The organism is Albibacterium bauzanense (genome assembly GCF_004339765.1).
GTDB classification, from domain to species: domain Bacteria; phylum Bacteroidota; class Bacteroidia; order Sphingobacteriales; family Sphingobacteriaceae; genus Albibacterium; species Albibacterium bauzanense.
Window position 1 is genome coordinate 498,904 of the sequence record NZ_SMGO01000003.1, and the last position, 25,839, is coordinate 524,742.

General features: G+C 37.2%; 14 protein-coding genes. 8 read left to right on the forward strand and 6 right to left on the reverse strand.

The window, feature by feature from the left end:
- Nucleotides 1–74: 74 nt before the first annotated feature.
- The 3 genes from C8N28_RS13475 to C8N28_RS13485 all read right to left on the reverse strand — a co-directional run bounded on the left by C8N28_RS13475 (nucleotide 75) and on the right by C8N28_RS13485 (nucleotide 4,422).
- Nucleotides 75–2,105, reverse strand: a complete 2,031-nt coding sequence (locus C8N28_RS13475; RefSeq protein WP_132225752.1) for an HD family phosphohydrolase — start codon at nucleotides 2,103–2,105, stop codon at nucleotides 75–77.
- Between the two features lie 125 nt (nucleotides 2,106–2,230).
- A complete protein-coding gene (locus tag C8N28_RS13480) occupies nucleotides 2,231–4,129 on the reverse strand; it encodes a sodium/solute symporter (RefSeq protein WP_132225754.1) in 1,899 nt (632 codons plus the stop codon).
- Entirely contained in the window at nucleotides 4,126–4,422 is a 297-nt protein-coding gene (locus C8N28_RS13485; RefSeq protein ID WP_132225756.1) for a DUF485 domain-containing protein, read from the reverse strand. Before C8N28_RS13485 ends, C8N28_RS13480 begins: the two co-directional genes overlap by 4 nt.
- 254 nt (nucleotides 4,423–4,676) lie before the next feature.
- Here C8N28_RS13485 and C8N28_RS13490 point away from each other — a divergent pair, with 254 nt between their 5' ends.
- From C8N28_RS13490 to C8N28_RS13515, 6 genes are all read left to right on the forward strand, one after another.
- Complete coding sequence (locus C8N28_RS13490; RefSeq protein WP_132225852.1) at nucleotides 4,677–5,852, forward strand: acetyl-CoA C-acyltransferase; 1,176 nt, start codon at nucleotides 4,677–4,679, stop codon at nucleotides 5,850–5,852.
- Between the two features lie 27 nt (nucleotides 5,853–5,879).
- Nucleotides 5,880–8,075, forward strand: a complete 2,196-nt coding sequence (locus C8N28_RS13495; RefSeq protein WP_132225758.1) for a S9 family peptidase — start codon at nucleotides 5,880–5,882, stop codon at nucleotides 8,073–8,075.
- A 114-nt stretch (nucleotides 8,076–8,189) separates the two neighbouring features.
- Nucleotides 8,190–9,788, forward strand: coding sequence for a peptide MFS transporter (locus C8N28_RS13500; RefSeq protein WP_132225760.1), 1,599 nt, complete (start codon nucleotides 8,190–8,192; stop codon nucleotides 9,786–9,788).
- 18 nt (nucleotides 9,789–9,806) lie between these two features.
- Nucleotides 9,807–10,538 carry a polyprenol monophosphomannose synthase gene (locus C8N28_RS13505; protein ID WP_132225762.1) on the forward strand — a complete coding sequence of 244 codons (732 nt, stop codon included), beginning with the start codon at nucleotides 9,807–9,809 and terminating at the stop codon, nucleotides 10,536–10,538.
- A 54-nt stretch (nucleotides 10,539–10,592) separates the two neighbouring features.
- Entirely contained in the window at nucleotides 10,593–11,612 is a 1,020-nt protein-coding gene (gene ruvB, locus C8N28_RS13510) for a Holliday junction branch migration DNA helicase RuvB (RefSeq protein ID WP_132225764.1), read from the forward strand.
- A 50-nt stretch (nucleotides 11,613–11,662) separates the two neighbouring features.
- Nucleotides 11,663–13,174, forward strand: coding sequence for a carbon-nitrogen hydrolase family protein (locus C8N28_RS13515; protein WP_132225766.1), 1,512 nt, complete (start codon nucleotides 11,663–11,665; stop codon nucleotides 13,172–13,174).
- Between the two features lie 2 nt (nucleotides 13,175–13,176).
- Here the strand turns inward: C8N28_RS13515 and C8N28_RS13520 are convergent, their stop codons facing one another.
- Nucleotides 13,177–14,412, reverse strand: coding sequence for a PDZ domain-containing protein (locus tag C8N28_RS13520; RefSeq protein WP_132225768.1), 1,236 nt, complete (start codon nucleotides 14,410–14,412; stop codon nucleotides 13,177–13,179).
- Nucleotides 14,413–14,568: 156 nt separating this feature from the next.
- Between C8N28_RS13520 and C8N28_RS13525 the strand changes: the two genes are divergently transcribed.
- Nucleotides 14,569–16,194, forward strand: a complete 1,626-nt coding sequence (locus C8N28_RS13525; protein WP_132225770.1) for an ABC-F family ATP-binding cassette domain-containing protein — start codon at nucleotides 14,569–14,571, stop codon at nucleotides 16,192–16,194.
- A 313-nt stretch (nucleotides 16,195–16,507) separates the two neighbouring features.
- Here the strand turns inward: C8N28_RS13525 and trxA are convergent, their stop codons facing one another.
- Together trxA and dnaE are read right to left on the reverse strand one after the other, a co-directional pair.
- Entirely contained in the window at nucleotides 16,508–16,825 is a 318-nt protein-coding gene (gene trxA / locus C8N28_RS13530; protein WP_132225772.1) for a thioredoxin, read from the reverse strand.
- 93 nt (nucleotides 16,826–16,918) lie between these two features.
- Nucleotides 16,919–20,572 carry a DNA polymerase III subunit alpha gene (gene dnaE, locus C8N28_RS13535; protein WP_246012835.1) on the reverse strand — a complete coding sequence of 1,218 codons (3,654 nt, stop codon included), beginning with the start codon at nucleotides 20,570–20,572 and terminating at the stop codon, nucleotides 16,919–16,921.
- A gap of 142 nt (nucleotides 20,573–20,714) precedes the next feature.
- Between dnaE and C8N28_RS13540 the strand changes: the two genes are divergently transcribed.
- A complete protein-coding gene (locus tag C8N28_RS13540; RefSeq protein WP_165870345.1) occupies nucleotides 20,715–25,829 on the forward strand; it encodes a translocation/assembly module TamB domain-containing protein in 5,115 nt (1,704 codons plus the stop codon).
- Nucleotides 25,830–25,839 lie beyond the last annotated feature (10 nt).

Here is a 25,839-nt window from a genome sequence, read left to right on the forward strand (position 1 = left end):
TTGGAATGCAAATATAGCAATTCAATCTACTCCACAAAAATAATTTGAACATTCACTAGAGTTAATTTTAAGAACTAAATTATCTCTGATTTTTTCTCTTTCGTAATATCATAATCAACCCTAACATGATAGATACTCATTAGCATGGTTTTAAATATCCCACGGATAATTTCAATCTCTTGCAAAGTGATATTACTATTCTTTAATTGATTCTGAGAAAGCTTATAATCTATAATTTTATCAACCAATCCGCTTATACTTTCAGCATTAGGCTCTTTAAGACTTCGGGAAGCCGCCTCAACTGAATCAGCAAGCATAAGCACGGCAGTTTCTTTCGAGAATGGAATTGGACCCGGATATCTAAACAAATCCTCATCTACAAACTTCTCAGGGAAGGTTTTAATATAAGACTGGTAAAAATAATCTACACGAGTGGTTCCATGATGTGATTTGATAAAATCAATAATCTCTTCAGGCAAACCTGCTTTCCGGGCCATCTCCATACCTTTAGGAACATGCGCAATAATAATCTGCGCACTTTGCTCAAAAGTAAGTCCATCATGCGGATTATACCCCTTCGTTTGATTCTCTATAAAGTACTGAGGATTCATTGTCTTACCAATATCATGATATAATGCACCAGCCCGAATTAACAAAGTGTTCCCTCCTATTTTATACATCGCCGCTTCTGCCAGGTTCGCTACCTGTAAAGAGTGCTGAAATGTGCCCGGCGCTTTGTATGACATTTCACGCAATAACCGGGAATTCGTATTCGTTAGCTCCATCAACGTTACATCAGATGTAATTCCGAAGAAGCGTTCAAAAGCATAAATTAATGGGTATGCAAGTAAAGTAAGAAGAACACTGACAGCAAAAGGAACAAAGTCTAACCAGCGAACATCATCCAAAGATCCGTTCCGTATTAATACCATCCCCAAATAGGCAACAAAATAGGTGCTTAAAATAAATATAGCCGAAAGCAAGAATTGTTCACGCTTTACCAATGTTTTTATACTGTAAATAGCCACCATTCCAGCGGTTAATTGTAAAAACACAAATTCAAAACTATTAGGTACAAAATAGGCAGCAACCAATACCATCAATAAATGAATATTGAGGGCCATTCGTGTATCAAACAACACTCTAATAATAATCGGAACAATACAGAAAGGTATAAAATAAAGACTCGGGAGCCTGATATTAACCGACCACGATAATAAAACCAACATCGAAGTTACCACAAACAAGATCAGCGTTAACAAACGATTATCATCAAATATATCCTTCCTGAATAAATACAAGAATGTCATTAGAAGGATAATAATAAGTCCGACAATCAATACCTGGCCTAATACCACTACTGTTATATCGCCACCAATACGCGCCTCCTCCTCATACGCCACTCGCAAAGATTCTATCTTTTGATAAGCCTCATTATTGATTGTAGAACCTTCAGAAATAATGAGCTCCCCTTTCTGAACCATCCCCCTCGTTGTAGAAATATTTGCTAAAGCATCAGCTTCCAGCTTATTGGTAAGCTGCTCATTGAAAAGATAATTGTTCTGTATATAATCAGGAATGAGCTTCTTTAACCACTCTTTCTCTACAATCCTATCGTTTGCATTTATTGCTTCATCAATATACTGCAAGGCTTTCTCTTGGGTAAAAACATCGGCCGTATTTTTCTGTGAAGAAACATTATCGGTAAGTAAGGTAAAATTATAATTATCACCCTCAATCTGGAATTTCTTTGTTGGCGACATAACTCCATCCGAATAGATCTTTTGGAGAATTACCGTGGCAAATTTATTATAAACAGGCTCCTGATCAGGATCAAAAGTGGTATTTCGCCATTTAGTTTCCAAATCTGCCTGCATACGGGCTACTTGGTTTTCAGCGACTTGTGATTGAAAGTTATAAATCGGATTTATTGATTGCAAAACATCATCCCGATCCTTATTAATCTCCTCCTGTGTTTTTAGAATAGCGAAGTTATAAGGCGACACAAGATCCTCATGCATCCAAACTTTTCCTTTCTCAAACTCAAAGCGAAACCTTGGATGTTTAGGTAAGAAAAATGCAATCACACCAATGCATAAAATCATCAATCCGTATTTGAAAAATTGCGGATACTGACTAAATAAATTGATTCGATATGTTGATGCAGAACGATTCACGGGCGATTGTTTAATTCAAAATTAAGATTTCTAAAGACAATACACCCTATTCATCATTTAATATTTTTCTTAAAAGATGAAATAAGAAATAAGGTCAATGCAGATAATGGGAAGGAAATTATAGCTGGATTTTCCAATTGATGTATCGCATCTATAGGGTTTAAACCATAAAGAGCCCACATAGATGGAGATGTTAAAATAATAGCCAACGATGAAACAATACCCATTACAATCGACCAAGAAATCCCTTTGGCAGTTGTTTTTTTCCAGAATAGAAGAAACAATATCGCGGGTAAATTAGCTGATGCTGCTATGGCAAAAGCCCAACCAACAAGGAAAGAAACGTTCATACCTTTAAAGGAAACCCCTAAAGCTATAGCAAATAAACCAACAACAATAGCGGCAATCTTCCCGGCTTTTACTTTATTTACATCGCTTAAATTTTTATTAAAATAACCATCTAAAAGATCATGAGCAATTGCTCCTGAAGATGCAACAAGCAATCCGGCAACGGTTCCTAAAACAGTTGCAAATGCAATGGCCGAGATAACTGAAAAAAGTACTACTCCAAAAGCTCTTGCCAAAAGCGGAGCTGCCATATTGCTTGATTCAACATCCATAACACCATTCGTTGCTGCACCTAAACCCATAAATAATGTCAGTATATAGAAAGTGCCAATTGCTGCAATTGCAAGAATAGTCGATTTCCGAGCATCTCTTGGAGAATGCACAGTATAATACCGTATCAAAATATGCGGCAAAGCAGCAGTGCCTAAAAACAGAGCCAGCATTAATGAAACAAAATCCATTTTACTCCATAAACTTGCACCTTTACCAATCTTATATTTTAAGCCTGGTAAAAGAAAATCTTTACCCTCAATTTCATTTTGATAAAATAAAGATACATTTCCATTATTATCCAGGAACTTCACATTTGTAAATCGGACAACTGTACTCTCTTTAATAATATTCAAATATTCAAAGGGTCCTACAGGACCTGTTTTATCAACCTCTTTGCCATTAACAATTATCTTACTTAAGTGGCCAACCTGATAAAAATTACCGTTTTCTTTTGGCTCTCCGTTATAAAGCTGAGTTCCATTTTCATCTTCTGTAATCGATAGTACTTCTTTTAATACATAGCGATTATCCGATTGTACAAGATCAAACCACCTGGATACACCATCTTTTTCAAGATTCACAAACTCTTTTCCCTGTACCTCAGTTTGTGTTATTACATTCCAATCCTCTACCCTTTCTACCTTACCGTCTTTTATCTCCGGCGAGAGCTCTAAAAATTCATGATAAGCTTGATTTTTATGATCCGGATTTAAGGTAAAACCATTTTTTAGAATATATATGGTTAAAATAGTTGATAGTACTATCAATAGCCCGCCTTTTAAGAACTGAACATAGGTCGTAGATGTCATTCCTGCTGTGGCAACAATAACGATAACAATAATACCTACCAAAAATACACCTACCCAATGAGGTAAGCCCAATAATGGAGTCACCAAATCACCTGCTCCAACCATTTGAGGGATCAGGTAAAATATAGAAACAATTAACGTACTGATAGATGCAGTCAAGGTAACCAGCCTTGATTGAAAGGTTGAGTTTAGAGCATCAGAAAATGTATACTTTCCTAATTTCTTAAAAGGTTCGGCTACTAAAAAGAGAGCAACCATCCACCCGGCTAAAAAACCAATAGCATATAAAAAGCCATCAAAACCAGAAACGGCAATCATTCCGCAGATTCCTAAAAAAGAGGCTGCAGACAAATAATCACCGGCAAATGCCACCCCATTGATTGACCAATGAATTTGTCCACCTGCGGCATAATACGATGAGGCAGATTTAGTCTTCCTTCCAAAATAAAACGAAAGGCCTAATACCAAACCTACAAATACAATAAAAAAGAACAATGCAGTATAAGAGATCCCATAAATCATAATTCAACCTCCTTCCCTTCCATTTCCTTTTCCATTTGATCTTCATAGCGCGAGCAGAAAAAATTATAAAGAATCCCCAATAGTACAGCAAAAACGATCAAACCAATACCATAAAGGGTCGCTAAATTCAAACCTCCAAGGGTTTCAATAGCTAATAATTCATAATTAATTACCCCTATAGCCACGAAGCCTCCATAGAGGATGAAGTAAATAAAGAAAAAAATAATTCCTAAGCGTGCTTTTTTCTTTGAAGCATAATCAGGTTTGTGAGAAATAGAAGGTTTGTGAATCATAAAATTGGTTAAAAACTGGTTAAAAGAAAGCAGAAGACTGAACGTTTTATATTTAAAACCTCGTAAATTCCTCAGATTGCAAAACCAAATTGACAAAAAATTCGATATTTACAAAATTCCAAAGAAATTTAAATACTACAGAAAGCCGAAAACCTCCAATGGCAATATTTTGTTATACATTTGTTATAAATAGCAACTAACGAATTGTAACAAACATCATTACCTCCACAAAAGCAAAAAAATACAATATGTCAATCCAGGAAGTATTTATTGTATCGGCCGTAAGAACTCCCATTGGCAGCTTTGGTGGAAAACTATCTGCTCTATCTGCTACAGAATTAGCTGGTAAGGCAATCACTGAAGCTGTTAAGCGTGCAAACATTAATCCCGGCCAAGTCGAAGAAATTTATTTAGGAAACGTACTATCTGCAAATTTAGGACAAGCTCCCGCCACACAAGCAGCAAAGTTTGCTGGCTTAGCAGATATTCCTGCAACTACCGTAAATAAAGTTTGTGCTTCAGGTATGAAAGCCATTATGTTAGCTGCACAAAGCATTTCTTTAGGGCAAAACGACATAGTAGTAGCCGCCGGCACAGAAAGCATGAGCAATGTTCCATATTATTTAGATAAGGCAAGAACAGGCTATCGCTTAGGAAACAGTGAACTAATAGATGGATTAGTAAAAGACGGTCTATGGGATGTCTATAACGACTATCATATGGGTTCCGCAGCCGAACTTTGTGCAAGCGAATGTAATATATCTCGCGAAGATCAGGATGCTTATGCAATTGAGTCTTACAAAAGAGCTCAACGTGCTTGTAAAGATGGAAAGTTTAAAAAAGAGATCGTTCCCATTGAAATTGTTGGACGTAAAGGAGAAATCACCATTATTGACGAAGACGAAGAAATATACAATGTTAACTTTGAGAAAATTCCTGCATTAAAACCAGTTTTTCAAAAAGAAGGTACAGTAACAGCTGCTAATGCATCAACCTTAAATGATGGCGCAGCAGCCCTGATATTAATGAGTAAGAAAAAGCTGGAAGAACTTGGTTTAAAGCCCATTGCGCGAATATTAAGCTATGCAGATGCACAACAAGCTCCGGAATGGTTTACAACAGCACCTTCCAAAGCAATACCAAAAGCATTGAAGCTAGCGAACATTGAAAGCAAGGATGTAGATTATTATGAAATCAACGAAGCTTTCTCGGTAGTTTCTTTAACTAACAACAAATTATTAAATTTGTCGGATGAAAGGGTCAATGTTAATGGGGGTGCAGTTGCGATGGGACATCCCTTAGGCGCTTCAGGTGCAAGAATAGTCGTTACACTATTGAATGTGCTTGAACAGAATAAAGGCCGAATAGGAGTCGCAGGGATCTGTAATGGTGGCGGTGGTGCCAGCTCAATTGTAATTGAGAATCTATAAAATATAAATCCGTACTTATCTTATTAAATGAATAAATTTATTTTTATTTTCTTCTTATTAGGGAATTATGCGCTTGCTCAAACACCCAAACCGATAACTTTAGAGGATTCTAAAAAGATAACTCTGGAAGATATCTATAAAAACAACACCTTCAAAACCAATGTCGTAGCTGGCTTCCGTTCAATGAATGACGGTAAAAGTTATGTATCCATTGAAACCAATCCCATTACCAAAGAACGTTTTGTAGCACGAAGAAACTACAGCGATGGAAAGATTTCTGAAGAATTATTCTCAGAAAAAGACTTAACCTATAATAATATCAAACTCCCGATCGGAACAGATTTCAGTCCGGACGAAAAAAAGGTGCTAATAGCCTACCAAAGCGAAAAGATATACCGCTATTCTACCAAAGCTTTCTATTATGTTTTAGACCTTCAAACCAAGAAGATAAGTCCTGTTTCCAACAATAAAGAGAAGCAGCTTTATGCAACCTTCTCTCCTGATGGATCAAAAGTTGGCTTTGTAAGAGGCAATGATCTATTCTATACTGACCTTGCTTCAGGAGAAGAAGTTCAGATAACCCATGATGGCAAACACAATGAGATCATTAATGGTGGAACAGACTGGGTTTATCAGGAAGAGTTTTCTTTTACCAGTGCGTTCTTCTGGAGCCCTGACAGTAAGCAAATCGCTTTCTATCGTTTTGATGAAACTGAAGTAAAAGAGTTTTCCATGACCATGTTCACAGGTCTCTATCCTTCAGAATACAAATTTAAATATCCTAAAGCCGGAGAAAAGAACTCTACGATAAGCATTCATGTTTACAACCTGGCAAATAAAAATACTTCAACAGTAGATATCGGCTCTGAAAAAGATCAATATATTCCCCGTATAAAGTGGACACAAGATCCCAACATACTTTGTGTTCTGCGAATGAACAGGCATCAAAATCAACTTGAATATCTGCTTTGGAACGAAAAGAAGCAATCCACAAATATCATACTAACAGAAACCGACAAATATTACATCGATATCAATGATGATTTAACTTTTCTAAAAGACAATAAGCACTTCTTATTAACCAGTGAACAAGATGGATACAATCATATCTATTTATATAATATCGATGGAAAACTAATACAACAGATCACGAAGGGGAATTGGGAGGTTACAAAACTATATGGAATCAATGAAGAGACTGGTACCTTATATTTCCAATCTACTGAAAGCTCTCCTTTACAACGCGACATTTATTCCATTAACCTTTCAGGAAATAAAAAGAAAAAGATCAGCATATCTGAAGGCACGAACGCCGCAACGTTCAGTGCAGATTTCAGCTATTATGTTTTAAATTATTCAAGTGTAAACACTCCTCCTTATATAACTTTAAACAGCAACAAGGGCATTATACGCGTATTGGAAGATAACCATACAAGCAAAGAAGTCAGCAAAGAATATGGAATATCACCTCGTGATTTTTTTAGCTTCACTACCTCAGAGGGAGCTGATTTAAACGGTTATATGATTAAACCCACAAACTTTAACAAGGATACCAAATATCCTGTTTTAATGTTTGTTTATGGCGGGCCAGGAAGCCAAAACGTTGTTAATTCATGGACGCATAATTACTGGTTCGACTACCTGGCCCAAAAAGGCTACTTAATAGTATGTGTAGATAATCGGGGTACAGGTTTCCGGGGTGCTGAATTTAAAAAAATGACCTACCTTGAATTAGGTAAATATGAAACCATCGACCAGATAGAAGCTGCAAAATGGCTAGGCGAACAAAGCTATGTAGATAAAGACCGAATCGGAATATGGGGATGGAGCTATGGAGGTTACATGGCTTCTCTTGCAATAACAAAAGGAGCTGATGTATTCAAAACTGCCATCGCAGTTGCACCTGTAACAAATTGGCGTTTTTATGATAGCATTTATACAGAGCGGTATATGCGTACACCTCAGGAAAATTCAAGCGGTTATGATAATAACTCGCCAATAAGCTTTGCAAATAAATTAAAAGGCAACTTTCTGCTTATTCATGGAACTGCAGACGATAACGTTCATTTTCAAAATAGTATCATGCTCTCAGAGGCTTTAATAAATGCAAACAAACCTTTTGATCAAGCATATTATCCTAATAAAAACCACAGTATAAACGGTGGAAATACAAGTTTACACCTCTATACAAAGATGTCTGAATTTATATTTAACAAGCTCTAATTGTTCGCATAAATTGAACTTTCTAAAGCTACTTTCAGATAATTGTTGCATTTTTGACATTAAAATTAGTAATTACCCTATAAGCAGATATTAAAATACACTAATTCTCTTTATATGAAATCATCCGAACAAGACGAAGTTCTATCAAAGCATCTTATTAAGAACGAGGTAGATACACACACTACTCTTGGGCATCCAGTAGGTCTGTTTGTCTTATTCTTTACTGAAATGTGGGAGCGCTTTAGTTACTATGGAATGCGTGCATTATTAACACTCTTCTTAGTAAGTGAAATCTCAAAAAACGGCTGGGCATGGACACGTGAAGAAGCAGCGCAACTGTATGCCGTCTACACTTTCTTAGTATATATAACACCCTTGCTCGGAGGGATAATAGCTGATAAAATAACCGGCTATCGAAAGGCAGTTCTATGGGGCGCCTTAATCATGACACTGGGACATGCCTCAATGGCACTTGAAGGTATTGGATCCAGCTTCTTTTATTTAGGATTGATTCTTCTTATTATGGGTAACGGTATGTTTAAACCAAATATATCATCCATTGTAGGTCAGCTATATCCAGATAATAGCGCCAAAAAAGATTCAGCATTCACTATATTTTATATGGGTATTAACGCTGGTGCTTTCTTAGGAATTATGCTTTGTGGATACATCGGTGAAAAAATAGGCTGGCATTGGGGTTTCGGATTAGCAGGTATATTCATGTTCTTCGGTATGCTTCAATTCCATTATGGACAGCATATATTTGGGAAACTAGGAGAAACTGTTAAAAAAACGAAAGAGCGAAAAGAAGCTCTTGAACTTGCAAATAAACCAGAAGAGGAAGAAGAAGAACTACCAAAAAACATTATTAGAGACCGATTAATCGTGATCGGTATCTTAACCTTCTTTAGTATCTTTTTCTGGATGGCTTTCGAACAAGCAGGAAGCTCCATGACCTTCTTCGCAAACGATTATACGCAGCGTATTTTAGTCGGGAGCCAGGCAGTAGCCTTTAAATGGGTCGATGCCGGACTAACAATTTTCCCTTTAATATTATTAACATGGGTACTTGGCTTATTGGCTAAACAGATTATCAAAAAATATCCTTTAACCATTTACTTTACCGCGCTAAGCTTTCTAATCATATGGGGAATTGCAATATGGAAAGTTCTCAGAGAATTTAATGCCCTGGAAACAGAAGTAACCGCATCGTGGTTCCAGATATTAAACTCCTTTTTTATTATAACACTAGCTACCCTATTTGCAAAAATGTGGGAGAAGGTATTCAATCCAAGCGGACCAGCTAAATTTGCAATCGGATTAGTTTTATTAGGTATCGGTTTTGGTGTATTAGCTTACGGCAGCCGCGATATTCCACAAGGAGCTCTTACTGCTCAAGTAAGTATGATCTGGCTTATACTCGCCTACCTTTTCCATACAATGGGTGAATTATGCTTATCTCCAGTCGGATTATCTTATGTAAGTAAACTATCTCCAAAACACTTAGTAGGATTAATCTTCGGATTCTGGTTCCTTTCAAGTGCAGTAGCAAACTTACTTGGTGGACTATCTGCCAGTTATATCGATAAGATATCAGCTGCCTATTCAATCTCAGTATTCTTTATGATCTTCACTCTGATACCGATTATTGCAGGAGTAATTTTACTGGCACTATCTCCTTGGTTAAAGAGAATGATGCATGGAATTCATTAAAAAAAGAATAGTTAATTGATGGCCGACAGTCTGGTTATAATCCCTACTTACAATGAAAAGGAAAATATTGAGAAGATCATCCGAAAGGTCTTCTCACTAACCTACCCTTTTGATATTCTTATTGTAGATGACGGCTCGCCTGATGGAACTGCACAAATAGTCAAATCGCTTCAACAAGAATATCCTGAAAGTCTGCACCTGGAAGAACGTAAAGGGAAATTAGGATTGGGTACTGCTTATATTCATGGATTCAATTGGGCACTGAAAAACCACTATGAATTCATTTTTGAAATGGATGCAGACTTCTCTCATAATCCGGAAGATCTGATTCATCTCTTAGATGCTTGTAAGAATGGAGCCGATATGGTTATTGGTTCTCGCTACATCAAAGGTGTTAATGTAGTTAACTGGCCAATGAACAGAGTGTTAATGTCTTATTTTGCATCAGGATATGTACGCTTAATTACCGGGATCAAAATTCAGGACGCTACAGCAGGTTTTATTTGCTATCGCAGAAAGGTATTAGAAACCATTCCGCTCGATAAAATAAAATTCGTAGGCTATGCCTTTCAAATCGAAATGAAATTTACAGCCATTCAATACGGTTTTAAGGTTGTCGAAATACCGATCATATTTACAGATCGTACAGCAGGCGTATCTAAAATGAGCACCCGAATATTCCGTGAAGCTTTTTTCGGTGTCATTCAAATGAAACTGAATAGTTTCTTCAGAAACTATAAGACTTCTTAACCAGAACTTCTTAAACCTAAAAATCCTATCTTTGTTCATATTTACCTTAAAGGAATGAACGAGCATTTAGACCCCAATCAAGATCGACTAACAGAACCTGAGCGAGATATCGAAAGAGTATTGAGACCTCAGCTTTTTGAAGACTTTACCGGACAATTTAAGATTCTCGAAAACCTGAAGGTATTTGTAAAGGCTGCTAAATTACGTGGAGAATCACTTGACCATGTTCTGCTGCATGGCCCTCCGGGCTTAGGAAAAACTACCCTTTCTCATATTATTGCGAATGAAATGGGAACCGGAATTAAAATAACCTCAGGTCCGGTTCTGGATAAAGCAGGTGATTTAGCTGGTTTATTAACCAACCTGAACGAAGGTGATATCCTTTTTATTGATGAAATACACAGGCTCAGCCCCATTGTTGAAGAGTACTTATACTCCGCGATGGAGGATTTCAAAATTGATATCATGCTGGAAACAGGGCCGAATGCGCGTTCTGTACAGATCACATTAAATCCCTTTACATTAATTGGCGCTACTACCCGATCAGGATTATTAACCGCACCCCTGCGCGCACGCTTTGGAATAAACTCCCGATTACAGTATTACGATGCTAAACTATTAACAGATATCGTTCTACGTTCTGCCCAGATCTTAAATACAGAAATAAACGATGAAGGCGCATACGAAATAGCCAGAAGAAGTCGCGGTACACCCAGAATAGCCAATGCACTGCTTCGAAGAACCAGAGATTTCGCTCAAATTAAAGGAACTGGCATAATAGACACAAAGATTGCTAAATATGCTCTGGATGCTTTAAATGTCGACGAATATGGTTTGGATGAAATGGACAACCGCATCTTAACAACCATAATCGATAAGTTTAAAGGCGGCCCGGTTGGTTTAAAAACCATTGCAACAGCAGTGGGAGAAGATGAAGGAACCATTGAAGAAGTATATGAGCCATTTCTAATTCAGGAAGGCTTTCTAATGAGAACCAGCCGGGGCAGAGAATGTACAGAACTTGCTTTTAAACACCTGGGGAAAACAAACTTCAAAGGGAATACCTTGTTCTAAACAAAGCAGCAGCCATCATAAAAACAACTACTCAACAATAAATTTCAAACATGAATATAGAAGTCAGACAGCTTAACATAAACGATTATCATGATTTAAAAAACTCAATGATTGAAGCTTATCATGGTTCTGCTGGCGGTATCTGGACAAAGACAAATATCAGTGATTTAATCAATATCTTTCCTGAAGGCCAGCTTTGTGTTGAAGTCGATGGAAAGGTTGTTGCCTGTGCTCTAGCCATTATCACAAACTCAAAAGACGTATATTCTGGTCATACCTACAAGGAGATTATTGATAATGGGAAATTCACGACCCATAGCCCCGAAGGAAATATTTTATATGGAATTGAGGTATTTGTTCATCCAGAATATCGTTCACTTCGTTTAGGAAGAAGATTATACGATGCCCGAAAAGAAATGTGCGAAGAGATGAACCTGAAAAGCATTGTCGCTGGCGGCCGTATACCAAAATATCATGAACATTCTGACACACTATCTCCAAGACAATACATTCAGAAAGTTAAACAAAAAGAGATTTACGATCCTACTTTAACTTTCCAGCTTTCAAACGACTTCCACGTTAGGAAAATCCTTAAAAACTACCTTCCCGGCGATGAAGAATCAAGAGAGTATGCAACCTTGCTGGAGTGGAATAACATCTATTACGATGCAGATACAAAAGCCGGATCTCAATCTAAACAAACCATTAGGCTAGGTCTTGTTCAATGGCAAATGCGTGCTTTCAATGATATTGAAGCTTTTTACGATCAAGTTGAATTCTTTGTAGATGCTGTAAGTGGCTACAATGCCGATTTTGCAGTGTTCCCGGAGTTTTTCAACACTCCTTTAATGGGGCCTTTCAATCATTTGCCAGAAAGAGAAGCCATGCAAAAACTGGCAGAATTGACAGATGGAATCAGAGAACGAATTCAACAGCTTGCAGTTTCTTATAATGTGAACATTATCTCAGGGTCCATGCCTTTAACCGATAATGATAAACTGTATAACGTTTCTTATTTATGCCATAGAAACGGAAGTTATGACGAGTATCGGAAAGTGCACATTACACCAAACGAAGTTAAATATTACGGAATGTATGGTGGTGATAAGGTTAAAGTATTTGATACCGATTGTGGTAAAGTAGGTATATTGATCTGCTACGACGTTGAATTTCCAGAGCTAAGCAGAATCTTAGCTGACCAGGGAATGCAGATTTTGTTCGTACCCTTTTTAACAGATACTCAAAACGGTTATACACGTGTAAGAAGCTGTGCACAGGCAAGAGCTATTGAAAATGAGTGCTATGTTGCCATTGCAGGCTCGGTTGGTAACCTTCCTAAGGTAAATAACATGGATATCCAATATGCTCAATCAGCTGTATTCACTCCTTCCGATTTTGCTTTCCCTACCAATGGTGTAAAAGCTGAAGCAACGCCCAATACAGAAATGTTAATTCTTGCCGATGTTGATCTGTTCTTATTAAAGGAAATACATGAATATGGAACTGTAAAAACCATGAAAGACAGAAGAAAGGACCTATATCAGGTAAATTTATTGAAGTAGTCTCAGATCCTTCTTTTCAATTCAAGCAGCTTAACCAAAATCTGGTCGTCTCTCAGTATCTGGAAGAGCAGATCGGTTGTCGTTTCTTCTTGCAAAAGGTTATTAATATCATCTAAGGTATATCCCTCTACATCCTTAAAGTTAATGGATAGAATTTCATCACCGGCTAAAAAGCCCTCTTTCTCAGCCGGCGTATCTTTATCTATCTGGCTAATGAAAAACCGTTTATGATTCTCTTCATCAGTCAGAATATATACCTCCATTCCCGACATATCATATTCATAAGGCTTTCTGAACTCCCTGTTCTTCTTCAAATACATTTCCTGTCTTGAATAATCAAACAATACATGAAACCTTTTCAGCAGCTCTCCACCAATAGATCCACTCCTTTCTGTCATTATCGACCGTACGCTAATATCTTCATACATGGGAAAAGCAACTACAACCTTTTTCACAGAAAACTCTCCTAATTGAATTTCAGGTAAACGCCCTACTAAACCATATATAGAACCACTAAGGCCTTTACCCAAATTTCCCTCAATAGTTTTTGCAGGATGTATTCGTTTCTGATCATCCGTTAAATCCAATGAAAAAGCATGACCGGCTCCTGAATCTATCAGCAGCAGCAACGAATCTTTCGATCCATCCTCACTGCTCACCAACACGTTTACATAAGGCTTCTCATCAATTAACTGGATCGGAATCTGATCACCTCTTTTCCGTATCTTCTCTTCCGGATTATACAAGGTCATCTTACTGCTCAGATAGTTTAATTTCACCATAAAGCTATTGAACACATCAGAGCCAATGATGCCATGAATTGGTATACCTACATATGCCGACAAATGAAAGGGGTCTTCCTTTAATAAAATACCAGATAATTTATCGCCTGAAGCATCTCCGACATCAATTGAAAGGTTTGTCATTACAAAAGCTTCAAGCTCAGGACCAATTCCGCGCCCCCGGATTCTGGAGAGAAACAAACTAACTGTATCTAATGGACTAACTATCGAAGAGTCAGTAATGATTATCGGCTTAACCCCACTGTCTAAAATAAAATTAAAAGGGCCCCTGTCGTTGACGAACACAGGAATAACAATTAAATTATGAACGAGCTTAAAACGCATCACATCTTTACGATGCCCATTATTAAAGCTTAATTTCTGACTAAATGCTGGTAATATCAGACCAAACGATCCAATTAAAATAATAAGTCGAATTAAAAAATATCTTTTCATAGAAGAAAACGAGAATATTTAAATCGAATGATATTCACCATCAAACATAAATTTATGAAATATTAACTGATAGTCAATGTTTTATTAGAACTGCATGAGTAACAATGAAGTGATAAAAACTTACATAATTCATATCAAATCCTTACCTTTGCGCCCATGATTACAGTTTCTAATTTATCCCTTCGTTTTGGGAAACGCGTACTTTTTGAAGATGTTAACCTTAAATTCACACAAGGCAATTGCTATGGAATTATAGGGGCTAATGGTGCAGGAAAATCCACTTTTTTAAAAATCTTATCAGGAGAGGTTGATCCCTCTACCGGATCGGTAAGCTTTACTCCGGGAGAGCGGATGGCCGTATTAACCCAGAATCACTATCAGTTTGATGATTTTCCGGTAATAGAAACCGTCATGATGGGACATCAGGATCTTTATAAGATCATGAAGGAGAAAGATGCCATATATGCTAAAGAAGATTTTACGGATGCAGATGGTGAACGCGCCGGTGAATTAGAAAACCTTTTCGCAGAAATGGACGGATGGAATGCAGAGAGCGATGCTGCAACCCTTCTAAGCAACTTAGGAATTACAGAAGACTTGCACTTTAAATTACTAAAAGAGATTGACGGTAATCAAAAAGTTAGAGTTTTATTAGCACAAGCCTTATTTGGAAAGCCTGATATCTTGTTACTGGATGAGCCTACAAACGATTTGGATATAGATACCATTGCCTGGTTAGAAGATTTTCTTGCTGGCTACGAAGCTATTGTATTGGTGGTTTCTCACGATCGTCACTTCCTGGATACAGTTTGTACACATGTTGTCGATATCGACTTCGCTAAAATGTCTATCTACTCAGGAAACTACTCATTCTGGTATGAATCAAGTCAGTTAGCTCTGAAACAACGTACCGATCAGAATAAAAAGATGGAAGATAAAGTGAAGGAACTTCAAGACTTTATCCGCCGCTTTAGTGCGAATGCTTCCAAATCGAAACAGGCTACAAGTCGTAAAAAAGCACTTGATAAGATCAATTTAGATGACATTAAACCATCGAATAGAAAATACCCGGCCATCATGTTTAATAACATGGAACGTGAAGCTGGAGATCAGATCTTAACCATCGAGAATCTTGGAAAAACAGTTGATGGTACCGTTCTATTTAAAGGCCTGAACCTCATGGTTAATAAAGGCGACAAAATAGCAGTATTATCAAGAAATTCTCTTGCTACTACCGCCTTCTATGAAATATTAGCTGGCAGAGATGCAGATTATACTGGATCATTCAAATGGGGTATCACGATTAAAATAGCTGATATGCCAATGGATAACAGTAAATTCTTTGAAGGCAAAAACGATAATTTAATCGACTGGCTGAGAGACTTCTCAGATACCGATCAAGATGACCAGTTCATCCGTAGTTTCTTAGGCAGAATGCTTTTCTCCGGAGAAGAAGTACTAAAAAAATGCTCTGTTCTTTCAGGAGGTGAAAAAATGAGATGCATGTTCTCCAGAATGATGCTTCAACAAGCAAATCTGTTATTGCTTGATGAGCCTACGAATCACCTTGACCTGGAATCTATCACTGCATTAAACAACGGATTGAATGATTTCAAAGGAACTACGCTCTTCACCTCTCGTGACCACGAGTTAACGCAAACCGTTGCTAACAGGATCATCGAAATAACACCTAATGGATACATCGATAAGTTAATGACTTACGATGAATATATTCGTGATGAAGGCGTTAAACAATTACAAGAAGAACTTTACAAAGACTAGACTAATTCAGTCAATATATAAAGCCTACAGATAGAGAATAGCTCTTTAATCTGTAGGCTTTTTTATTATAAGCAAACTGCATTATTATTTTAACCAAACAGTGGTTAAACAGTGGTCAAACAGTGGTTGAACAGTGGTCAGACAGTCCTATTACCACTGTACAACCACTATTCAATCACTGTACATTCTCTGTTAAATGAGTATTTAACTACTAGCAGGTCAAAAGTAAAGAATAAGGAAATGGAATTATAAGTCAAAAAGAAAAGGCCAGCTATATAAATAGCTGGCCTTTTCTTGCAAAATATATTAAGTACTATAGTTGTTTGTCAAGCTTTTCTGCTAGAACCGATTTTGGAACTGCACCGATTTGTTTGTCAACAATTTCTCCGTTTTTGAAATATAATAATGCAGGAATATTACGAATTCCAAACTTCATCGATACTTCAGGGTTGTTGTCCACATCTACTTTACCGATTACTGCTTTTCCTTGATATTCATTCGATAGCTCTTCTACAACAGGGCCCACCATACGGCAAGGGCCACACCATTCAGCCCAAAAATCCACTAATACTGGCTTGTCTGCTTTCAATACAACTTCCTCGAAGTTGCTGTCTGTGATTTCAATAGTCATACTTTTTTATTTACGTGGTGATATTTCTTATAACCAATATACAAATATACTCCTTCAAATACCTTACCAAAGTATATATCTGCAATTCTGACATTAGTTCAACGTAAAGTCGTTGACATTCATCTTCTTCAATCCTTCAAGAAATTCATTATCCGGGTTGATTCGAATGTTCTTCGAAGGCATATTTAGCTTAATTCGATCTTCATGGTCTTTAATTTCAAACTTTAATTCGCAGTTCTTCAATCCTTCGCTCTCTGCATTCCTTTCTACTAATTCTTTTAATCCCAATAAAAATCCCGACGATATTTCATTGAGTGCAAGTTTAATTATAACACGTTTTGCTAATTTATCGCGTAGTTCATCCAATAATTGAATTTGCAATAGCTTTAGTTCCCAATTACCTGTTTGTCCGAAACGCTCTCTTACGGTTGTTCGCAATTGCAGGAAATAGCCCTCATGTAGAAACTCTCTGAACTTAACATAATCTTCACCAAACACAGCAATCTCATAGGAATCGGTATAGTCTTCAAAAACGAAGATACCAAAGGGTTTGCCATTACGGGTAGTGCGATGCTGTACCGCAGAAACTAAACCTCCAATTAAGATCTCTCTATTTTTTATTCTATTAAAGCCTTCTATTACCTCTTCATCAGCACCTTCTCCCTTAATTTTGTCGATTAAATGCAGATGTTCTACTTTATCCGTACAGAAATAGTCCATTTCAACCTTGTAATTATCCAATGGATGACCTGTTAAGTAAATACCTATTACATCTTTCTCATACTTCAGTTTAACAATTAAATCCCAATCCGGACATTCAGATAAAGTTGGTTCCGGAATATCCGCATCGGTAGTTCCTCCAAAGAGAGACATCGCCGAGTTATTTTCATTGTGCTGAAAATCATTGGTGTATTTCACTAAGCGATCGATACCTGTTTGTGTGCTACCCGGAGGAATAAAAAAGAACTGTGCACGATGTAGGTTAAAACAATCGAAAGCCCCGCTATACACTAAATTCTCATATACCTTTTTACTAACTGTTCGGGAGTTTACTCTTCGCGCAAAGTCGTAAATACTGGTATAAGGTCCATTCTCCTTCCTCTCTTCAATAATGCTTTCTATTGCTTTATCTCCTACCCCCTTAATACCAGAAAGACCAAAGCGAATCTCCTTTTTCTTGTTCACGTTGAAACGTAAATCAGACTCGTTTACATCCGGTCCTAAAACCATAACTCCAATCTTGCGACATTCTTCCATAAAGAATGAGATTTTCTCAATATTGTTCTGGTTATTAAGTACAGCTGCCATATACTCAGACGCGTAATGAGCTTTTAAATAAGCCGTTTGATAAGCTACAAGAGCATAACAGGTAGAATGTGACTTATTAAAAGCATAGGAAGCAAATGCTTCCCAGTCAGTCCATACCTTTTCTAAAACCTTGGCATCATGACCTTTCTTTTTAGCATTTTCAATAAACTGTGGTTTCAGTTTATCCAACATATAACGATCTTTTTTACCCATTGCCTTTCTCAAGACATCGGCATCACCTTTAGAGAAGTCTGCTAATTTCTGTGATAAAAGCATCACCTGCTCTTGATAGACCGTAATTCCGTAGGTATCTGACAGATATTCTTCCATATCAGCCAAATCATAGCTTACCTCTTCTCTGCCATGCTTTCTCTTGATGTAGCTAGGAATATAATCCATTGGGCCCGGACGATACAGGGCATTCATGGCAATCAGATCTTCAAACTTATCAGGTTTTAGTTCCCTGAGGTATTTCTGCATTCCATCACTTTCAAACTGGAAAGTTCCGTTTGTATCTCCACGTTGATAAAGCTCGAAAGTATCCAGATCATCCAATGGAATATCATCAATATCAATATCTTTGTTGTAGTTCTGCTTAATTAAAGAGAGTGCATTTTTAATAATGGTCAGGGTTTTTAATCCCAGGAAGTCCATCTTGATTACACCGGCATCTTCAATTACGCGACCATCATATTGCGTTATAAATAAGTTAGATTCTTTAGAGGTTGAAACCGGAATAATGTTCGTTAAATCTTCAGGTGCAATAATGATTCCGGCTGCATGGATTCCTACATTTCGAACAGATCCTTCTAAAATAAGTGCCTCCTTTAAAACCTTCCCAGGCATACTACTCGTATTTGCATGAAATGCCTGAAGCTTTTGAATGTTTTCGAAATCCTGGCCGTAGTTCTGTTTAATTTCCTGAGGAGATAATGAGATAACCTTATTTAAGTTTGTTCCTGGCCTGTCAGGTACAAGTTTTGCAAGAGCATTTGATTCACTTAAAGGAAAATCAAGCACCCTGGCCACATCTTTTATACTGCTTTTGGCAGCCATTGAACCATAGGTAATAATCTGTGCTACCTGGTTCTTGCCATATTTGTCGACCACATAATCAATCACCTTCTGCCTGCCTTCATCATCAAAATCTGTATCAATATCGGGCATGGACTTACGATCCGGATTTAAGAAACGCTCAAAAAGAAGGTTATACTTAATGGGATCAATATTGGTAATACCAATACAATAGGCCACTACAGAACCAGCAGCAGACCCTCTACCCGGACCAATAAAAACTCCTAAATCTCTTCCTGCTTTAATAAAGTCTGCAACGATTAAGAAATAACCGGCAAAGCCCATTGTCTTGATCGTGAAAAGCTCAAAGTCTATTCGCTCCTGAACCTCCGGAACAATATCCTTATAACGATCTTTCGCCCCTAAAAGAGTTAAATGCCTTAAATATTCCCATTGATTTTCTTTGTCCGATTCAGGGCCCTTATGAATTTTATATTCATCAGGGATAGGAAAATTGGGAAGCATAATATCCCTTTTCAGTTGAAGGGTTTCAACCTTATCTACAATCTCATTTGTATTATCTAATGCTTCGGGTATATCGTGAAACAGACTTGCCATTTCTGCCTGAGTCTTGAAGAAGAATTGATCGTTCGGGAAACCAAAACGATATCCCTTACCACCTTCCTCATCTGTAGCAATGGGCGTGCTTTGTAAGTCTCCGGTATTAACACAAAGTAAAATATCGTGCGCATTTGAATCTTCCTGATCTACATAATGCGAATCATTGGAGCAAATCACTTTCACCTGGTATTTTTTGGCAAACTTTAAAAGTACAGCATTTACCTTTTCCTGATCAGGGATATTATGACGTTGAAGTTCGATGTAGTAATCTTCTCCAAATAAGTCTAACCACCATTTGAATTCTTCCTCTGCCTCTTCTTCAGATTTGTTCAAGATATATTGGGGAACTGTGGCTCCAAGACAGCAGGTGGTGGCTATTAAACCTTCATGGTATTTTAGGATAAGCTCTTTATCTATACGAGGCCATTTACTGTATACGCCTTCTATATAGCCCAATGAGCATAATTTAACCAGATTTTTATACCCTTGAGGGTTCTTTGCCAGCATTAACTGGTGGTAACGTTTGTCTTTTTTCTCTTTTGTAAACTGCTTAATATGTCGGTTTTCAACCACATAGAATTCACAGCCAACAATAGGCTTAATTCCATGCTTTGAGGCTTCAGCAACAAATTTAAAAACTCCAAACATATTACCATGGTCGGTAATAGCCATCGCTTTCATACCATCATTTGTTGCTTTTTTAAACATTCTGCCGATATCGGCAGCACCATCTAAAAGAGAAAATTGTGTGTGGACATGTAAGTGGGAAAAACTTGGCATAGCTAAAACATTGTTGAAAATCAAAGATACGGATTTAGTGCATGTGTCTAAACCTAAGTTTTCCACCAATTAATTATATTTGTCGATAATCTTGTTTCTGATATTTTTAAAACTATTTTTGAAAGGATTCGTTAAAAGATTATTTAAACATAAGAAGGCAGATCCATTGAAGAGATTTACAAAAATTTCACTAAAGGTAATTTTATGGCTAATAGGATCGATTATCGGGTTGATCCTTCTTCTGTTGATTCTAATCAATATTCCTGCTTTTCAAAATTTTGTTGTCCAAAAGGTCGTTTCTTATATAGAAACCAAAATTCAGACTCCGGTAGCTATCAAAAAGGTTTCTTTAAAGCTTCCAAAACTGATGGTATTGGAGGGTGTGTATTTCGAGGATCAAAACAGGGACACTTTAATAGCAGGAGATACGCTTCTGGTTGATATTAGTTTGTTAAAATTATTAAATAATAAAGTAGAAATTAATGAACTGGATTTTAGAGGAATTACCGCTAATATAAACCGAACACTTCCGGATAGTGCTTTTAATTTCGATTACATAATCAGAGCTTTTACAACAGAACAGGTAGAGGAAGAATCGCAAGACACGACCTCTGCGATGGCTTTTTCTGTCGACAAGATCAATCTGGATAGAATTCAATTACGCTATAACGATGAAATTGTTGGAACAAATGCTGATTTCTATTTAGGGCATCTGGATACACGGATCAAGACATTTGATCTGCAAAACATGTCTTTTGAAATCCCAAAACTGGTTATAAATGGAATCAGAACCACTATAAAACAATGGGAAATAGCTACAAAAGAAGATATCCCATCGACCGATGACCTGGGGGTTGAAAGAGCAACCGGTGCAGAAGCTGGACTACCTAGTCTCAAATTGGGAAATGCTGAACTGACAAATATTAACATTGTTTATGAGGATGAAGCCTCTGCAATGGATGCGCGGGTTAAATTTAATTACCTGACTGTTGATTTTAAAAATCTGGATCTGAGAAAAGAGGTAATAGAGATTAATAAAATCGTTTTAAAAGACTCTGAATCCAACCTAGTTTTTAATAAGCCTTCTTCAGATCAGTCTTCACAAAGTGATACAACGCAAGAATCGTCTGTTAATTGGATCGTTACGGCAGCTACCATTGACCTGAAAAACAACAAAGTAAAATACGATGACAATACATCTCCTAAGATAGCGAAAGGCTTGGATTATGCACATATAAACCTGTCTGAATTGGATGCGGATCTTACAGAATTTTACTTTTCAATGGATTCCATTCAAGGTAAACTTGGAAGATTAAATCTTAAAGATCAAAGCGGTCTGGAAGTTAACAGATTGGAAACTGAATTCACGTATACCAATACAGGGATTTTATTGAAAGATTTATTTCTCCAGACTCCCAATACTTTATTAACTGATTATGCTGAAATAGGCTATCCATCTCTAACAGAACTAAGCGAGAAGCCCGAGCTTATGACCTTAGATGTGAATTTAAAGAACAGCACTCTGGGAATGAAGGATGTAGCGCTGCTGGCACCCATGTTGGATACCATGGAGGTAATGAAACCTTTACTTGATAAAACCTTTAAAATAGATGGTGATTTATCGGGTTCGTTAAGCGATTTGAATACTTCCAGGTTAGTAGTAAGCACGTTAAACGATACCTATCTGAATGTTTCCGGGAACGTTAAGAATATAATGGATCCGGATAATATTTTTGTCAACCTAAATATTGCCAACCTGCGAACAAGCAACAGAGATATCAACCGTTTGGTGGCTAAAAGTATGCTTCCTGCAGATATGGATGTTCCATCATCCATACAAATGCGCGGTAGAATTAGAGGTGACTTCAATAACATCAGCACGAATATGGTTTTAAATTCCTCTGCCGGAAATGCAAGCCTGATAGCAGACTACAAAGCTGGCAGGGATACAAGTTATGTGGCTAAGGTTAATATCGAGAATTTAGACGTGAGCAGCTTCCTTAAAAATGACACAACGTTCGGTAAGATCAATTTTACTGCCGATGTAAAAGGGATAAGCTTAGACCCACGAAATATGGTAGCTGAAGGACAGGCAAAATTAGTAAGTGCTGAAGTTATGGGTTATACCTATCATGATATTGATATTGATTTTAAAGCCAATAAAGGCGACATACTTGCCAACTTAACAAGCATTGATACAAACCTGACATTAGTGATGGATGCACAGGCCACCTGGAAAGACAAGTACCCTGAGTTGAAAATGACGGTGAATGCAGATAGCATCAACTTAAAGAATTTGAAGCTTACTGAGGATGACATTCGCTATCACGGACAGCTGGAAGCTGATTTAGCTACTGCTGATCCTGACTTTTTAAATGGGGATATTAACATCATTAATTCTTTGATTTCATACAATGGCGAACGCTATGCGCTGGATAGCATACGCCTTTCGTCAGAGGCTACTGATTCTTTGAAGATAATAGGCCTGGAATCAGAATTCTTAAATGCCAATATTTATGGGCAGTATAAGTTAACGCAATTATCTACTGCAATTCAGGATGTAATCAGAACTTATTATAATCCAAGCAGTATAATTGATACAAGCACATATGATCCGCAGAGCTTTGACTTTAATGCTGAAGTAATCCGATCCCCTCTTATTCAGGAAGTATTACCTGAATTAAGTGAAATGGAGCCCATTACCTTATTTGGAAATTTCGCCAGTGAAAGCAAATCAATTAACGCACGTATTGGTGCTTCGCATATTTTATATGGCGGCACACTGGTTGACGGAGTAAGTTTTGATATAAACACGGCCGATAGCACCTTGTTTTATGCAGGAGTTATTGGAGAGATCAACGTCTCTAATATTGAGCTTATTAATACATTAATCAGCGGAAATGTTAAAGATAGTAAAGTAGATGCCGGTTTATGGATTAAGGATTCAACAGATAAGGAACAATACCATCTGGGTGCACAAATGCTTGCAGAGAACGATAATTTTATCTTCAACTTAAAGCCTGATGGACTGATTCTTAATTATGACCAATGGGATATTAATCCGGAGAACAGTATTTTATTCGGTACTGAAGGTTTGTTGGCTCATCAGTTTATTTTACAAAACAACAATCAAGAGCTAAGCTTTGTATCCAAGGATTCTGTTCTGAACTCACCAATTGATGTCCGGTTTTCTAACTTCCGTATAGAAACATTCACTAAATTTATAGAAAGCAGCACCTTTAAATTAGGCGGTGGTATTAATGGAGATGCTACCATAGATCGTCTGGAAAGCTCGCCCACTTTTGTGTCTGATCTAACAGTAAATGATTTCTATTTTGGAAATGATACTTTAGGTAATATTAACTTCAAGGTAGATAATTTAAGAGAAAACGTATTTGCGACTGATATTACAATCAGTGGTTTTGATAATGATGTAAACTTAAAAGGAGATTATATATCGCCACCAAACCAAGAGTCAACAATCGACTTTATGCTAAACATGAATCGGCTTAATATGAGTACCCTTGAAGCCTTTTCTTTTGGATCTATACAAAACACAAAGGGTTTTATTAATGGTCAGCTAGCTATTTCAGGCTCTCCTAATGCTCCTCGTTTAAATGGAGAATTGCTCTTCAATGATGCCGAATTAAACATTTCGATGCTGAATGCAGACTTTATCATAGACAATGATGCAATAACATTTAATGATGATGGTATGCAGTTTTCTAATTTCTCTATTTCAGACAGAGTGGGCAACCATGCAACATTAGATGGAAGAGTACGAACAAAAACATATACCGATTTCACCTTTGATCTAGATTTAAATGCTGACAATTTTCAGGTATTAAATTCAACAAATAAGAACAATGATCTTTTCTATGGAAAGCTGTTTTTAGATAGTGATCTGCGAATTACAGGTACTATGGAAAGCCCGCAGGTTAATGGGTCATTGCAGGTAAATGATAATACTCAAATGACCGTTGTGGTTCCTGATGATAATCCGGGATTAATGGAACGGGAGGGCATTGTTGAGTTTGTAAACAAACAAGACCTGAATAATAACAAGCTATTTGCAGAACAAGATACAATCCTGAGCAAAACTGTTACGGGTTTGAATGTGTCTTTGAATATTGGTGTTGATCCGGATGCTGAATTTACGATCATAATTGATCCTGGAACAGGAGATGCTTTATTCATCAAAGGTACTGCACAACTGAATGCAGGAATTGATCCGGGAGGTAATATTTCCCTGGCAGGAACCTATGAAGTTGAAGAAGGAAGCTATGAATTGTCATTCAATATGCTAAAACGGAAATTCGATTTCAAGAAAGGTAGTACGATTACCTGGAATGGTGAGATGATGGCGGCTGATTTAAATATAACTGCAGCCTATGATGTTAATGCAGCTCCTATCGATCTGTTAGAGAATCAGCTTGGAGGAAGGAATTCTAATTATTATAAACAGAAAATACCTTTTGAAGTAAATCTGATCCTTACCGGAGAGATGTTAAAACCAAACATTGCATTTGACATTAACCTGCAAGACGTAAATACAGGGGTTTCGCAAGATGTTACCAGTTTGGTAAATACCCGGTTAGCTCAGGTTAGAGAGAATGAATCAGAACTGAACAAACAGGTTTTTGCTTTAATTGCATTGGGTAGATTTGTTGCAGAAAACCCATTTGCCAGTGCGGCTGGTGGAAGCGTTGAATCGATGGCAAGAAATTCAGTTAGTGAATTACTGAGTGCGCAGCTTAACAACCTGGCCGGGGACTTAATTGCCGGGGTGGAGTTAAACTTCGATCTGCAATCAACCGACGATTATAGCACAGGAGATTTACAAAACCGGACCGACTTAAATGTAGGGATTTCAAAACGCCTTTTAAATGATCGTTTAAAAGTTACGGTAGGCTCTAACTTTGAAATTGAAGGTAGTGGACAACCGGGCAGGAAACCAAGTAATATTGCAGGAGATATTGCCATAGAATATCAATTATCAAAAGATGGAAGATACTTTTTACGCGCTTTCAGGAAAAACGACTATGAAGTAACTCTTCAGGGGCAGGTTGTTGAAACCGGCCTTGGTTTTAATATCAATATGGACTATGATAAATTCAAAGAGCTATTTATGAATGCAGAAAGGCTTCAAGAATATCATAAGCAAATTGAAGAAGAGAAACGTAAGGAGCTAATAAAGGTTTCTAAACCAAGCTCAGAAGCAATTGAAGAAAAAGGTGGTATCATAGAATTTAAAGAGAAGGGAGAATCTAATGATAAATAAGACAACAGGT